The organism is Bradyrhizobium brasilense, assembly GCF_029714345.1.
GTDB lineage: Bacteria > Pseudomonadota > Alphaproteobacteria > Rhizobiales > Xanthobacteraceae > Bradyrhizobium > Bradyrhizobium australafricanum.
This window is the reverse complement of the sequence record NZ_CP121669.1, coordinates 249,003-263,233: the sequence shown is the minus strand read 5'-3', so window position 1 is coordinate 263,233 and position 14,231 is coordinate 249,003. Positions and strand designations below refer to the sequence as shown.

Genomic DNA, 14,231 nt, shown 5'->3' with positions numbered 1-14,231 from the left:
TCAGTTGCCCCAAAGCGTGTCGCGCACGGAAGCCGGCCATGCCTCGACCTCAGGGCCGTGATGGCGGAACAGCGCGAGCGCCACGCGCTCCAGCCCGAAGCCGACGCAGGCCGAGTGACACAGGCTGCCATCCGCGAATTTGAGGCCCCAGGTCTGGCCAAAATGGTCGCGATGATAGTTGAAGGATAAGCAGGCCGTCGGTTTCTCGATACTGGTTACCGGGATCAGCAGCTCGAACTTGAGTCCCTCGTCGCGCTGGTTGTTGGCCATCATCTTGCCGCCGCGACCGAAGAACGGATCGTTGGCGAGATCAACCTCGCAGGGCAGGTCGAGGGATTCGATCATCGCCTTGCCGCGCTCCAGCCAGCTTTCGCGGAAGGCGCACACCTGCTCGGCCGTACCGATGCGGACGAATTCGCGCATGCGGAACAGCTGCATGCGCGCGGGATCCTTGGAAGGCTCATGACGGAAGCAATAGGAGGAAAGCTCGAACAGCACACCGTCATCGGGCACCGGACCGCGCGCGGCAACGGTCGGATAGAGCGGATAGCAGGCGGCTGGCGTCAGCACGACGTTCGTCGCCTGCTGCAGTTCGGTCCAGTCCTCTCCCGCAGCCATCATGCCGAGAAGCTGCGCGTGCTCGCGCTCGCCGCCCATGAAGGAATGCACGCAGCCTGCAAGCTGCGGGAAGCTTTTCATATAGCCACTGCCTTCAAGCGTGGCGCGGCTCATGCCCGGTGGGAAGTGGATGCGGGTTGCCTTGTCTGGCGCTCCGATGCTGGTCACGAGCCGCTCAAAGCGCTCGATCACGTCTTCGAAAACGCCGGAGCGGCCATAAAGCCCGTCTACTCCGGTCTTGAACAGGATGCTCTTGTCGAACAGGGTGTCGAGCAGGCTCTTGGCATCGAACGTCTTGGCGTCCATCTCAACCTCTCAGGCTGGTGTCAAAGCGGCTCATCAGCAGGAGCGTCGCGGTGTTGGAAAGAATACGGTCGTTCGAAATCATCAGCGGCGCTGAGCTCACATCGCGCAGGTGTCTGCCGACGCTGAACGGCGTGCCGTTCTTGTAGCCCACGATGCCGTTGATCAGCATGGCGAGCCGCACGATCGCCCCAGCCTTCTCGCTCGCAGCGACCTTCAACGCGTTGATCTCGGCGGTAAAGCCAATCGAGGAGAGCGCATCGTCATTGCCCTTGGCCGCATCGAAGCGGTCAATGGCGGCCGTGAGATGACCCTTCATCTCCTGAAGCAGGGCGGCCGCCTCGGCGAGCCGAAGCGCGCCCGGCGGCAGACTCCCATCCGCCTGCTTGCGCGCCGCAGCCTTGACGAATGCTTGCGCGCGATTGAAGGCATCGGTGGCGATACCGAACCAGGTCGCCGCCCAGAAGATATGCGAGCTCGCCAGCATCGACTGTGCCGCGATCTCCGAGAACGGCTTGGGGAAGATCTGCGCCGCGTCACCGTGCGCGACGAGATGGAAACCGTCCGAACAGGTGCCGCGCATTCCGAGCGTATCCCATACGGACGTGCGCTCCAGCGTGCGGTTCAGGTCCGCGGGAATGACAACCATCACCTGATCGGAGCTTGCCGCGTCGGGAGCGCGCCGCGCCGTGGCAAGAATCGCGTCGGCGTGGCGGCCGTAGGAAATAACGGTTGCTTCCTTTGTCAGCGAGAAGCGGCCGTCTGCCACTTCGACCGCACAGATCGAATTGCGCAAATTGCCGCCGATGCCGGCTTCCGTGGTCGCCGAGGCCATCAGCAACTGCTCCGCCGCAATGCGGCGCATATAGGCCAGATGCCAGTCGCTGGCGCCGCCATGGCTGACGAAGCTCGACGTCTTGATCTGGTGCATGGCGTAGATCATGGCGCTCGAGCCGCACGCCTGGGCGAGCTGAACGATCAGCTCCGCGATCTCCATCGTGCCCAATGCCTCCCCGCCATGCTCGACGGGAATCGCGACGCCGAGCAGGCGCTCGCGCTTCAATGCTTCGATGGTATCGGCCGGGAAGCGGCCCTCACGGTCTACCGCATCGACCTGCTGCGCCGCCACCTTGGCGACCAAACGCATGCGCTCGGCCGGCGTGGCGGCAGAGGCCGGCACGGGCTCTATCTTTCTCACCACGCTCATGGTTTTACGCCGCCTGCTGTGTCAGCCGTGAAACGGCGTCCGCGACGTTGGCGAGCGACGAGAAGGTCCGTCGCGTGAGCATCGCTTCGGGAAATTCGATGTTGAACTCTTCCTCGAGCGCCAGCATCACCTGCACCGTGGCGAAGGATGTCAGCCCTGCGTCATAGAGATTCGTGTCGTCGGTGATCGTGTTGAAATCCAGCGAAATCATCGGCTGCTGCTGGAGCAGCAAGCGGATACGATCAATCATTGGTTGCCCCACCTGTCATTGAAGTTCTTATGCGGCGGCAATAGCGCAACGACGGCAACCGCGGCGTTAACGCCGGAACGACAATGTTACAGACAGCTAACGATCCGTAACGAGCGCCGGCAAAAGTCCAGCATTTGCTGTCCTGGCGGGCGTACCTGATGCGAGCCCTTGTCCGCGTCGCGCAGAACGACGTGGCGAGGATGCCCGCAACTGTCGTTGCGCCGGTCCCGTTTTCGGGTGGGAACCCAAACAAGCCGATGAAACCCAACATCAAATTCCCATCGCGCAATCGTCCGACCGACGCGAATGGCGAAATGATCGAAAGGATGTTCGCGGACCGCGGAGCGGGCCCGGAAGCCCTCGCCGGATACCGCCTACTGCCCCGCGGCTGAGCAGAATTGTGTCCGGAGTTAGCCGTGCCTGCGTTCTAGACAGGCCTGACCATATTTTAGGCGCGGCGGAATAGCGCAGGGGCACCTCCCACCCGTAAAGCGGGAAAAGGTCCGGATTCATAATCCATTAGCGAACTCCGGCCGTTTGGCACGGCATTTGATTCTAAGGGTCCAGGCTGTGCCCGCGTAGTGGATGTCCTCCGCGTGGTGAACCTCAGTCGAAACTCCCGGTGTTCATTCGCACCGGGCCCAAGCGGGGATAGGACTCATGAAAATTGTTATGGCGATCATTAAGCCATTCAAACTCGAAGAGGTCCGTGACGCCCTGACCGCCATTGGCGTTCACGGTCTCACGGTGACGGAAGTCAAAGGCTACGGCCGCCAGAAAGGCCACACGGAAATCTATCGCGGCGCCGAATATGCCGTGAGCTTCCTGCCGAAGATCAAGATCGAGGTCGCGGTCAATTCCGATCAGGTCGACAAGACCATCGACGCCATCACCTCCGCCGCCAAGACCGGCCAGATCGGCGACGGCAAGATCTTCGTCATCAGCCTCGAACACGCCGTGCGCATCCGCACCGGCGAGGCCGATGCCGCGGCCCTCTGATTTCGCGCTCAAACCTTAAGACCTCAGGAGTGAAATAACATGACGTTCAAGCGTCCCTATGGCGCGGGACTGGCGGCCCTTGCAGTCGGCCTGTTCGCCGCGACCGCCGCCTACGCCGAGCCGACCGTCAACAAGGGCGACAACGCCTGGATGCTGACCTCGACGGTGCTGGTGCTGCTGATGACCATCCCGGGCCTCGCGCTGTTCTATGGCGGCCTGGTCCGCTCCAAGAACATGCTCTCGGTGCTGGCGCAGGTGTTCTACACGGTCTGCCTCGTCACCGTGCTCTGGGCCCTCTACGGCTACAGCCTCGCCTTCACCGGCGGCTCCGACTTCATCGGCGGCTTCTCCAAGGCCTTCCTGATGGGCGTCACGCCGGACTCGAAGGCGGCGACCTTCTCGGTCGACGCCAACATCTCGGAGCTCATCTACATGTGCTTCCAGATGACGTTCGCGGCGATCACGCCGGCCCTCATCGTCGGCGCCTTCGCCGAACGCATGAAGTTCGCGGCGATCGCGCTGTTCATCCCGCTCTGGGTGACGCTGATCTATTTCCCGATCGCGCACATGGTCTGGTACTGGCCGGGCCCGGACGCGATCCAGGATGCCGCCAAGGCGCTCGCCGCCGCGGCTGACGGCGCGGCCAAGACCGCGGCGCAGGCCAAGCTCGACGAGATCAACGCCGATGCCGGCTGGATCTTCAAGAAGGGCGCGATCGACTTCGCGGGCGGCACCGTCGTGCACATCAACGCGGGTATCGCCGGCCTGGTCGGCGCGCTACTGATCGGCAAGCGGACCGGCTACGGCAAGGAGCTGATGGCTCCGCACTCGCTGACCATGACCATGATCGGCGCCTCGCTGCTCTGGGTCGGCTGGTTCGGTTTCAACGCCGGCTCCAACCTCGAAGCCAATGGCGGCGCTGCGCTCGCCATGACCAACTCCTTCGTGGCGACTGCCGCGGCGGCGCTGGCCTGGATGTTCGCGGAATGGATCATCAAGGGCCATCCCTCGCTGCTCGGCGCGCTCTCGGGCGCGGTGGCGGGCCTCGTCGCGGTGACGCCGGCGGCCGGCTACGCCGGTCCGATGGGCGCCATCGTGCTCGGCCTCGTGGTCGGCGTGGTCTGCCTGTTCTTCTGCACGGTCGTGAAGAACGCGCTCGGCTATGACGACTCGCTCGACGTGTTCGGCGTCCACTGCGTCGGCGGCATCGTCGGCGCGCTCGGCACCGGCATCCTGGTCAACCCGGCGCTCGGCGGTGCAGGCATCATCGACTACACCGCGATCCCGCCGAAGGTCGCCGATTACGACTTCGCGGCGCAGATGATCTCGCAGGTTTGGGGCGTCTGCACCACGCTGGTGTGGTCGGGCATCGGTTCGGCGATCCTCTACAAGATCGTCGACGTGATCGTCGGCCTGCGCGCCAACGTCGAGACCGAGCGTGAAGGCCTCGACATCACCGAGCACACCGAGCGCGCCTACAACATGTAAAATTAACGGCCCTTGAGGGCCGTTAATTTGGGTTCTCCCGGGGCACGACCTCCCCAAGCGGTCGTTCCCAGAACTACGGTCCGGACACATACCCGGCAATGTCCGGGCCGTTGAGGGGCTCCAGCGCAAGCTGGGGCCCCTTTCTTTTTTCCGCGGCTTGAGAAAATATTGTCGGAATTGCCTGCCATTGTGGAATGACAGGCTACAAACAACGAAAACGGGAGGACGTCATGAAGGTGCAAGGCAGGTGCTATTGCGGCAACGTGCGCTATGAGGCCGAAGGCGAGCCGATGATGGCGGCGCAGTGCCTGTGCCGCGAATGCCAGTACATCACGGGCGGCGGGCCGAACATGTTCATGGCGATGCCGACCACCGGCTTCAAATACACCGCCAGCGAACCCAAGCAGTTCACCCGCAAGGATCTCGACCGCGCCGTGACCCGGGAGTTCTGCCCGGAATGCGGCACGCATCTCGTGACCAAGGTGCCGGGCCTGCCCGCCACCATCCTGAAGGTCGGCACCTTCGACGACCCCTCGGTGTTCACCCCGCAGATGACGATCTACACCTGCGACAAGCAGACCTTCCACCATCTGCCCGAAGGCAAGCCGTCGTTCGAGAAGCTGCCGGCGCGGTAGCCGCCACGTATCGCGCGCGTAGCCCGGATCGACCGGCAAATTGGAATCGTCATGGCCGGGCCTGACCCGGCCATCCATCCCGCTTCGCAAGATTCTGGCCTAGCGTGCGTAGCCCGCGTCAGTCGATCAAAAGTAACCGGCATGAGCTCCCACGTCTGCAGTGATCAGCGCGCGCGAGCGTAGCGGGTCGGCATCCAGTACTGGCGCATGGCCTCGACGACGTCCGAAATGTCGGTATGGGCGTTGCGCAGGAATTCCTCGGTCTCGCGGCCTTTCCTTGGTGGTCCAAGCAGTGGACGCCCCTGATCGTCGACGCAATGCAGCAGGATGGGCAGGAGCAAGCCGTGGTTTATGTTGCGGATGTCGAGCAGCGGGGTCCATGCCGATAGTCTCAGCCGCATGGCGGCATGGAATCCCTGGCACCACGGCCGCGCATCAACGTCGCCATTCGGCTTGCGGGCATGGGTGGGCGCGAACCGATGTGGCGCGGTGGAAAGAACGTTACTAATGTCGTTGTGGCGCAGCGCGACGGCCGAAATCGCAGCGAACTCAGGCGTGCCGCCATGGTTGAACGCATCGGCGTCGATGGCGAGTAACGGACAGATCCAGTCGGGCGGACTTATCGACACCGGCCCGGCCACGATCGCGGCGACATAGCCGTCGAGCATAGGAAGACTCGTGGCGATGGGATGCTGCGCGGCGCGAGCCTGCAGCCAAGGCTCAAGTTCGTCGAGCGGCATCGCGGCTGCCGCCATCGATGATGAAGATGATGATGAATGGCGGCGCCGGCTCATGCAGCCTCCCGTGCGCTGAGCTCGCGGGCCGCCTTCCAGTTCCAGGCGAGAAGTTCGCGCAACTGGTGGCTCTTGGTCTGGCCGGAGATGATGCGCTCCAGCACATCGGCCAGATAGACCTGCGGATCGAGTTCATGGAGCTTTGCCGTATTGACCAGCGATGCGAGGATTGCCCAGCTCTCAGCACCGCTCTCGCTGCCGCTGAATAATGAGTTCCGCCTTCCCATCGCAATCGGGCGCATTGAACGCTCGACAGTGTTGCTGTCGACCTCAACGCGGCCGTCGCGGAGAAACAGCGTCAGCCCATCCCAATGATTGAGCGTATAGTTGATAGCCTCCGCCAGCTTCGACTGGGAGAACAGCTGGTCGAGCATCGAGCTCAGTCGCGCCTTCAGCACCTCCATCAGCGGTGCGGCCCTGGTGCGGCGGGCGGCAAGCCGCTGTTCGGCGCTCGAGCCGCGGATCTCGGCCTCGATGGCGTAGACCGCTTGCAGGCGCTCGATCACTTCGTGAGCGAACGGCGACTGCATCGTCTTGTACACTTCGACGAATTTGCGTCGGGCATGGGCGAGACAAAAAGCGAGCTGGATCGCGCCGCCATGACCGCGGGCAAGCGCTTTGTAGGCGGCATAGCCATCCACCTGCAGAATGCCGGAGAAGCCGGTCAATTGCCCGGCGATCTCCTCGGTGCCGCGGCCATCGGCAAACACATAGGCGACCGCCGGCGGCGATGGGCCGCCCCATGGGCGATCATCCATCGCATGCGCCCAGAACTGGCAGATACGAGTGCGATGTCGTCCGGGATCGAGCACCGGCATCGGCGTCTCGTCGCAGAACAGCCGCGGCGAAGCCTGGATCGTCCGCAGCTGAAGCTCATAAAGGCTCTTGAGCCACCATGCCGCACGCTTCACCCAGCCGGCGAGCGTTGCGCGGTCGAGATGAATGCCCTGGCCAGCCAGGATCTGCACTTGGCGGTACAGCGGCAGATACCAGGCGAACTTCGAGACCACCACGTGAGCCACGAGTGCCGTCGATGCCATTCCGCCTTCAACCAAACGCGGCAGCACCTTCGCCTGGACCACGCCGTCGGTGCAACCGCGGCAGGCGTATTTGGGACGAACCGTGCGTAGTACCCGCAAGATCGCCGGGATCACGTCCAGCACCTCGCTCACATCCTCGCCGATCCTGTGCAGAGCGCCCTGACAGCACGGGCACGCTGTCGTGTCCGGCTCGAGCACCTGCTCGCAGCGCGGCAAATGCTTGGGCAACGCACCGATGTTGCGCCTCGCCTTCTTGCGCGGCTTCCCAGCCGGCTTCGTCGCAGGTAGATCGTCGTTGGCTGACGCAGGTGGTGTGACGCCGGTCGCGAGATCGTCCAGTTCGAGCGCGAGCTGCTCGGCCACGATCGCCACCAGCCGCTCCGAGCGCTTGCCGAAGATCATCTCCTTCAGCGTCTGCATCGCCACACGCAGCTTCTCGTTCTCGGCGTCAAGCGCGAGCACCATCTCGGTCAGAGCCGCTGCGTCGGTCGGAAGAGCTTCGGGGCGAATCGCCATGATCGAACGATATATCCGCGCATCACAGGCTCCAGCAAAATCTTCGCCTCTCAGCCGACAACGGCCGGCTGCTTCACAGGCTTGGGTGAGACACGCGTCCACTCCAGCCCGTCGAGCAGCATCGCGAGCTGCGTCGCACTGAGATACACCACGCCATCGCGGATCGGCGGCCAGGTGAAGCGCCCCTGGTGCAGCCACTTCGTCACCAGCACCATGCCGCTGCCGTCCCACGCCAGAAGCTTCACTCGGTCCATGCGCTTGCTGCGGAACACAAAGACGTCGCCGCAATACGGGTTCGCACGCAGCGCTTCGCTAACCAGCGCCGACAGCGTGTGCACCGACTTGCGAAAGTCGACCGGCTGTGCCGCCAGCACCACCTTGAGGTCAGACCGTAATGCAATCAACGGATGCCCCGAAGCGCCGATAGCACTGTCGAAAGCGTCGCCAGCTCCACTCCGGGCTCGACCCGGATGCGTGCCCCGCCCACCTCGATCTCAATCATCCCGCCAAGCTTGCCTGGGGGCGATGCCATCTGCGGCAGCACCTTATGCGCGGACGCGAACCGGTCCGGTTCGTCTGCCGTCGCCGGACCGCTCTCGGAAGCGATCCGGACCGGCACGAAGCCTGGCGCCTGAAAGCTCGCTGCCGTCGCGAACTTGCGCCGCCACACCGTCAGCAGCCCACGGACAACGCCATGGCGCCGAGCGACCTCGGAAATATTGACCCCTTCCTCGAAGCTCTCCGCCACGATCTGGGCCTTCTCTTCCGCCGTCCAGTGCCGTCGCCGACGCTGCCCCGTGATCACCTCGATCCGACGATAGGAGCCGCCTTCCTGCCTGGCATCAAGCATGGCTTCATGCATGGCATCTGCCATAGCCCACCTCCAAAAAAACAGGTCATACCAGGCTGTATCGCAGCTCATTCGCGCGATGCCCAGGTGGGGGGCTCATGCCGATTACGATCAAAACTTCCTCATCCGGCAGCTCGCTTGGCGCGCCGGTGCGCAAATAGCGCTCCAGGATGTCGGCAAGCGACAGCGGCGTCAGGCGCTCGCTCGCACCGGGTAGGTCGGCGATCGGCCACCAGCGGAAGCAATCGAGCGCGCGCGCCTCGGCCTCGTCGGCCATCACGGGCGCGAAGCGATCCGCGTGAACGATCCGGTATTCCTCTTTCTGGGAAATCCGCCGGCCGCCCCAGTTGAAGGTGTGGTGACGCCGCCAGACGGTGGGCCCGGGCTCGAAATCGATCAGCCCCAACTCCTCGGCCAGTTCCCGCTGCAGCGTCGCTTCAGCCGTCTCGTCGCCCTCGACGCCGCCGCCCGGCGCGATCCAGAAGCAGTCGCCGCCGTGCGGCGGGCGAATCCGCATCAGCAGGACTTCGCGCTCGCCGGTGATGATGAGCGCCCGGACGGCGCGGCGGTGGATCATGTCTCGGAGCAATTTCGCTGCGGTGCCTTGGGGTGAGCGCTGATATCACGCGCCGGCCGATCGTGCCGCGCCGCCGATGGTTAATCGCGTCTTAACCTCGCCCTATCTATGGTGACTTGATCGGTTTACGGTCGGCGCCCCTACCCTCCGACCGCAGTGAAAGTGCTGGCATTTCAACCATGGCAATGACCGCCTCATCCGGCTTGGCGCAGGGCGCCGGCGATGTCGCATCCGCCGGCCAGGCCGAGCGTTCCCCTTTCCTGCGCACGACCGAGCTGCTGGCGCCGTATCAGCCCGCCAAGCCCTTGATTACGCTGTCATTAGGCGAGCCGCAGCACCCGGTGCCCGATTTCGTCGGACCGGTGCTGGCAAAGCATACCGCCGAGTTCGGCCGCTACCCGATCGCCAAGGGCATCGAACCGTTCCGCCGCGCCGTCGCGACCTGGCTGGGAAGCCGGTTCCAATTGCCGCGGCCGGTCGATCCCGAGAGCGAGGTGATGGTGCTGAACGGCAGCCGCGAGGGGCTGTTCTTTGCCGCGATATCAGCCTCGCGCTACGTCGCGCCGCGCAAGGGCCGGCCGGCGATCCTGATGCCGAACCCGTTCTATCCGGCCTATGGCGCCGGCGCCCGCGCGGCCGGCTGCGAGCAGATCTACCTGCCGACCACGCTCGCTAACGGTTTCCTGCCCGACCTTGATTCGATCGACGAGGCGACGCTGGCGCGCACCGTCGCGTTCTTCATCGCCTCGCCCGCCAATCCGCAGGGCTCGGTCGCCTCGCGCGCCTATTTCACGCGGCTGAAGGAGCTCGCCGATCGCTTCGGCTTCATCATCCTGAGCGACGAGTGCTACTCGGAAATCTACACCCGCGAGGCGCCGGGCAGCGTTCTCGAGTGCGCCGGTCCCGACTTCAGCAATGTCGTGGCGTTCCAGTCGCTGTCGAAGCGCTCGAACCTGCCGGGCATGCGCGTCGGCTTCGCCGCGGGCGATAGAAAGTTTCTGGCCGCATTCCACGAGCTGCGCAATGTCGCCGCACCGCAGGTGCCGGTGCCGCTGCAGCATGTCGCGGTCGCCGCCTATAGCGACGAGGCGCATGTCGAGGAGAACCGCAGGCTCTATCGCATCAAGTTCGATTTCGCCGACCAGATCCTCGGCAACCGCTACGGCTACAAGCGTCCCGCCGGCGGCTTCTGCGTCTGGCTCGACGTCTCCGAGCGCGGCGGCGACGAGGCGGCGGCGGTCAGGCTCTATCGCGACGCCGGCGTGCGCGTGATTCCCGGCAGCTATCTGGCGCGCCAGCAGAACGACGGTTCCAATCCGGGCGCGGGCTATATCCGCCTTGCGCTCGTCTCCGACAGTGAATCGACGGCCGAGGCGATGCATCGCCTGGTCGAAACCCTGGGTTAATCGCGAAGCGCGAAGATTGAGTATGCCAGCGATCGAACGTGTCATCCCCCTGGTCGGCCATCTGCCGCTCTCGCTCCGCGAGGCGCTGGCGCGACGGCTGCGCGAACTCACCGGGCTCGGCCTGATCGCGCTGTCCGGCGCCATCACGGCGGCACTGATGACCTGGTCGGTGCAGGATCCGTCGCTGAGCCACGCCACCTCGCGCGCGATCCGCAACGTGCTCGGCTATCCGGGCGCGATCGGCGCCGACCTCCTGATGCAGATTCTGGGTCTCGGCGCGATCATGCTGGTGCTGCCGGTCGCGGTATGGGGCTGGCGGATGCTGACGCATCGCCCGTTCGACCGCGAAGCGCTGCGGCTCGGCTGCTGGATCCTGTGCACGGTGATCGCGGCGGGCTTCGCCAGCTGCTGGCCGCACAACACCGCATGGCCGCTGCCGACCGGGCTCGGCGGCGTGGTCGGCGACGCGCTGCTGCGTGCGCCGGCCGTCGTGTTCGGCCCGCCCGGCTTCATCTATCGCGTCGTGCTCGGCCTGATCCTGTTCGTCGCGATGGCGGCAAGCTTCCTGTTCGCCTGCGGCTGGGGCGCCAAGGAGCAGGACGACGAGCTGACGCCGATCTCCGACGACGACGAGCCGTTCGTCGAGGAAGAAGACAACGACCGCAGCTCGGTCTCGCTGGGCTGGCTGTTCCATGCGCTGATGAGCGCCAAAGCGCGGCTCGGCTGGCTGCTGACCACCGCCTACAAATCGCTGGTCTCGAGCGGAGCCCAGGGCCGCAGCGCCGCGTTCGAGCGCCAGGAGCCGAATATCGGCGGCGGCCGCTCGGCGCCATCGATCGCACCCGCGCATGAAGACCATGACGAGGACGAGGCTGAAGCTTTCGACGACGATGAGGAAGAGGAGGACGAGGAGGACGAAGCTCCCGCCGCCCGCGCCCCGCGCAAGAAGGCCGAGCCGAAGCCAAAGAAGAAGAATTCCGACAAGTTCGAGCTGCCCTCGGTCTCCGTGCTCAGTGCACCGAAGGCCAGCGATCGACAGCCGCTGAGCAAGGCCGAGCTCGAAGCCAATTCGCGCTCGCTTGAGGGCGTGCTGCAGGACTTCGGCGTGCGCGGCGAGATCGTCAAGGCCAATCCCGGCCCGGTGGTCACGCTGTACGAGCTCGAGCCGGCGCCCGGCATCAAGTCGTCGCGTGTGATCGGGTTGTCCGACGACATCGCGCGCTCGATGAGCGCGCTGTCGGCCCGCGTCGCCGTGGTTGCCGGCCGTAACGCGATCGGCATCGAGCTGCCGAACGCGCATCGCGAGAAGGTCTATCTGCGCGAGCTTCTGGTCGCCAAGGAAAGCGTCGATTCGGTTGCGAAGCTGCCGCTGTGCCTCGGCAAGACGATCGGCGGCGACCCCGTCATCATCGATCTGGCGCGCACGCCGCATATGCTGATCGCCGGCACCACCGGCTCCGGTAAATCGGTCGCGATCAACACCATGATCCTGAGCCTGGTCTACCGGCTGCGGCCGGACCAGTGCCGCCTGATCATGGTCGATCCGAAGATGCTCGAACTCTCCGTCTATGACGGCATCCCGCATCTGTTGACGCCCGTCGTCACCGATCCGAAGAAGGCGGTGGTGGCGCTGAAATGGGCCGTGCGCGAGATGGAAGAGCGCTACAAGCGGATGGCCAAGCTCGGCGTGCGCAACATCGACGGCTACAATGCGCGCCTCGTCGAAGCCAAGGCCAAGGGCGAAGAGCTGACGCGCACCGTGCACACCGGCTTCGACAAGGAGAGCGGCAAGGCGATCTACGAGGAAGAGAAGCTCGACCTCGAGCCGCTGCCCTACATCGTCATCATCGTCGACGAGATGGCCGACCTGATGATGGTCGCCGGCAAGGATATCGAAGGCGCGGTGCAGCGCCTCGCACAGATGGCACGCGCCGCCGGCCTGCATGTCATCCTCGCCACGCAGCGTCCGTCGGTCGACGTCATCACCGGCACGATCAAGGCGAACTTCCCGACCCGGATCGCCTTCCAGGTGACGTCGAAGATCGACAGCCGCACCATCCTTGGCGAGATGGGCGCCGAGCAGCTGCTCGGCCAGGGCGACATGCTCTACATGGCGGGCGGCGGCCGCATCAGCCGCGTGCACGGACCGTTCGCCTCCGACGAGGAAGTCGAGAAGGTCGTGCGTCACCTCAAGACGCAAGGCGCACCGGAATATCTCGAAGCCGTCACCGCGGAAGAGCCGACCGACGAGGACGGCGCCGTGTTCGATGCCACCGGCATGGGCGGCGACGGCGGCGGCGATCTGTTCACGCAGGCGGTTGCGATCGTCAAGCGCGACCGCAAGGCGTCGACCTCCTACATTCAGCGCCGGCTGCAGATCGGCTATAACCGCGCCGCCTCGCTGATGGAGCGGATGGAACTTGAGGGCATCGTCGGCCCGGCGAATCACGCCGGAAAGCGCGAAATCCTGGTCGGGGAGGAAGAAGGCCAGTTCTGATCGGGGGCGATCATCACGGAAAAACCATATCTCCCTCGGAAGAGGCGGGATAAAATCCGGCGCAGCGGGACGAGCGTCGAACAGAGACCTGACATATCTGATGGCAAAACACCTCATTGACCGCGGCACGCGCACCGCGCTGGCTCTTCTCGTCACCGCCGCGATCGCCGGCGCGGCAACTGCGCAGAATGCGCCGCCCCCGAAGCCCGCACCCAAGGCTGCGCCAAAGAAGGACGCCGGCGCGCAGACCAATGCGGACAAGGGCCCGACGACGACGGGCGCCACCCAGGCACCGCCGAACCCGGTGATTCCCGATCCGCGCCGCAACGTGCCCGCCAACATCTTCCAGACCTTCGACGCCAACCAGAAGGCGCAGGCCGCCAAGGTCTCGGCCTATCTCTCGTCGCTGCAAACGCTGGTCGGAAATTTCGTCCAGGTCGGCCCCGACGGCACCAAGACCAAGGGCGATTTCTACATCCAGAAGCCCGGCAAGCTGCGCTTCGAGTATGACGATCCGAGCCCGATCGAGGTGATCGCGGACGGCTCCTCGGTCGCGGTGCGCGACCGCAGGCTCGCCACCCAGGACGTCTATCCGCTGTCGCAGACCCCGCTGCGCTATCTGCTGTCGGACCGCATCGACCTGATGAAGGACACCAACGTCATCAGCGTCACCGCCGACGACGTGTTCGTCAGCATCACGATCGAGGAGAAGCAGGCGCTGGTCGGCACCAGCCGCTTCCTGCTGATGATCGGCGCCAAGGACGGCAAGCTCAAGCAGTGGACCGTTACCGACCCGCAGGGCTACGACACGACAGTTGCGGTCTACAATCTCGACGCAACGCAGAAGCCCGATCCGGCGCTGTTCAAGATCGACTTCACGACCTATCCCGGCACCTCGCCGGGGTAGGCGCGCTGCGTAGGATGGGTAGAGCGCAGCGAAACCCATCGCGATCACGGCCCGCCGCGTCAATGATGGGTTTCGCTTCGCTCTACCCATCCTACAAGCGCTTGCTTGTGGACAAAGCGCCAACCCGCACCGAGAACCGTGCTA

General features: G+C 64.7%; 14 protein-coding genes. 6 read left to right on the top strand and 8 right to left on the bottom strand.

The annotated features are described in order from the left end of the window. The 3 genes from QA635_RS01230 to QA635_RS01220 are packed head-to-tail and all read right to left on the bottom strand — an operon-like array spanning position 1 to position 2,378. Positions 1 to 924: an amino acid--[acyl-carrier-protein] ligase gene (locus QA635_RS01230; RefSeq protein ID WP_028335830.1), complete on the bottom strand. Its 924-nt coding sequence runs from the start codon at positions 922 to 924 to the stop codon at positions 1 to 3. Between the two features lies 1 nt (position 925). Beyond that, entirely contained in the window at positions 926 to 2,128 is a 1,203-nt protein-coding gene (locus QA635_RS01225; protein ID WP_425249117.1) for an acyl-CoA dehydrogenase family protein, read from the bottom strand. A 4-nt stretch (positions 2,129 to 2,132) separates the two neighbouring features. Continuing rightward, positions 2,133 to 2,378 (bottom strand): acyl carrier protein, encoded by a 246-nt coding sequence (locus QA635_RS01220; RefSeq protein WP_225161899.1) that lies wholly within the window; start codon positions 2,376 to 2,378, stop codon positions 2,133 to 2,135. Positions 2,379 to 3,038: 660 nt separating this feature from the next. On the opposite strand from QA635_RS01220, the gene QA635_RS01215 reads away from it, so the two are divergent. The 3 genes from QA635_RS01215 (at position 3,039) to QA635_RS01205 (ending at position 5,500) form a co-directional block, all read left to right on the top strand. Continuing rightward, positions 3,039 to 3,377, top strand: a complete 339-nt coding sequence (locus tag QA635_RS01215; protein ID WP_024583097.1) for a P-II family nitrogen regulator — start codon at positions 3,039 to 3,041, stop codon at positions 3,375 to 3,377. A 39-nt stretch (positions 3,378 to 3,416) separates the two neighbouring features. Beyond that, positions 3,417 to 4,865 carry an ammonium transporter gene (locus tag QA635_RS01210; protein WP_057020316.1) on the top strand — a complete coding sequence of 483 codons (1,449 nt, stop codon included), beginning with the start codon at positions 3,417 to 3,419 and terminating at the stop codon, positions 4,863 to 4,865. 230 nt (positions 4,866 to 5,095) lie between these two features. Then, positions 5,096 to 5,500 (top strand): GFA family protein, encoded by a 405-nt coding sequence (locus tag QA635_RS01205; RefSeq protein WP_016841439.1) that lies wholly within the window; start codon positions 5,096 to 5,098, stop codon positions 5,498 to 5,500. 164 nt (positions 5,501 to 5,664) lie between these two features. On the opposite strand, the gene QA635_RS01200 is transcribed toward QA635_RS01205, so the two are convergent. The 5 genes from QA635_RS01200 to QA635_RS01180 are packed head-to-tail and all read right to left on the bottom strand — an operon-like array spanning position 5,665 to position 9,277. After that, positions 5,665 to 6,294 (bottom strand): UPF0149 family protein, encoded by a 630-nt coding sequence (locus QA635_RS01200; RefSeq protein WP_283066297.1) that lies wholly within the window; start codon positions 6,292 to 6,294, stop codon positions 5,665 to 5,667. After that, the gene (tnpC, locus tag QA635_RS01195; RefSeq protein WP_283066296.1) at positions 6,291 to 7,850 is read right to left on the bottom strand and encodes an IS66 family transposase; all 1,560 of its coding nucleotides are present in this window, start codon (positions 7,848 to 7,850) and stop codon (positions 6,291 to 6,293) included. Before tnpC ends, QA635_RS01200 begins: the two co-directional genes overlap by 4 nt. Before the next feature lie 50 nt (positions 7,851 to 7,900). Beyond that, positions 7,901 to 8,254: an IS66 family insertion sequence element accessory protein TnpB gene (gene tnpB / locus QA635_RS01190; RefSeq protein ID WP_283066295.1), complete on the bottom strand. Its 354-nt coding sequence runs from the start codon at positions 8,252 to 8,254 to the stop codon at positions 7,901 to 7,903. Beyond that, entirely contained in the window at positions 8,251 to 8,724 is a 474-nt protein-coding gene (gene tnpA, locus QA635_RS01185; protein WP_425249116.1) for an IS66-like element accessory protein TnpA, read from the bottom strand. Before tnpA ends, tnpB begins: the two co-directional genes overlap by 4 nt. Before the next feature lie 22 nt (positions 8,725 to 8,746). Beyond that, positions 8,747 to 9,277: an NUDIX hydrolase gene (locus tag QA635_RS01180; protein ID WP_283066294.1), complete on the bottom strand. Its 531-nt coding sequence runs from the start codon at positions 9,275 to 9,277 to the stop codon at positions 8,747 to 8,749. A gap of 179 nt (positions 9,278 to 9,456) precedes the next feature. Between QA635_RS01180 and QA635_RS01175 the strand changes: the two genes are divergently transcribed. The 3 genes from QA635_RS01175 (at position 9,457) to QA635_RS01165 (ending at position 14,087) form a co-directional block, all read left to right on the top strand. Continuing rightward, a complete protein-coding gene (locus QA635_RS01175) occupies positions 9,457 to 10,683 on the top strand; it encodes an aminotransferase class I/II-fold pyridoxal phosphate-dependent enzyme (RefSeq protein WP_283066293.1) in 1,227 nt (408 codons plus the stop codon). Positions 10,684 to 10,699: 16 nt separating this feature from the next. Continuing rightward, entirely contained in the window at positions 10,700 to 13,180 is a 2,481-nt protein-coding gene (locus QA635_RS01170) for a DNA translocase FtsK (RefSeq protein ID WP_283066292.1), read from the top strand. Positions 13,181 to 13,280: 100 nt separating this feature from the next. Then, positions 13,281 to 14,087 carry an outer membrane lipoprotein carrier protein LolA gene (locus QA635_RS01165; RefSeq protein WP_016841443.1) on the top strand — a complete coding sequence of 269 codons (807 nt, stop codon included), beginning with the start codon at positions 13,281 to 13,283 and terminating at the stop codon, positions 14,085 to 14,087. Positions 14,088 to 14,231 lie beyond the last annotated feature (144 nt).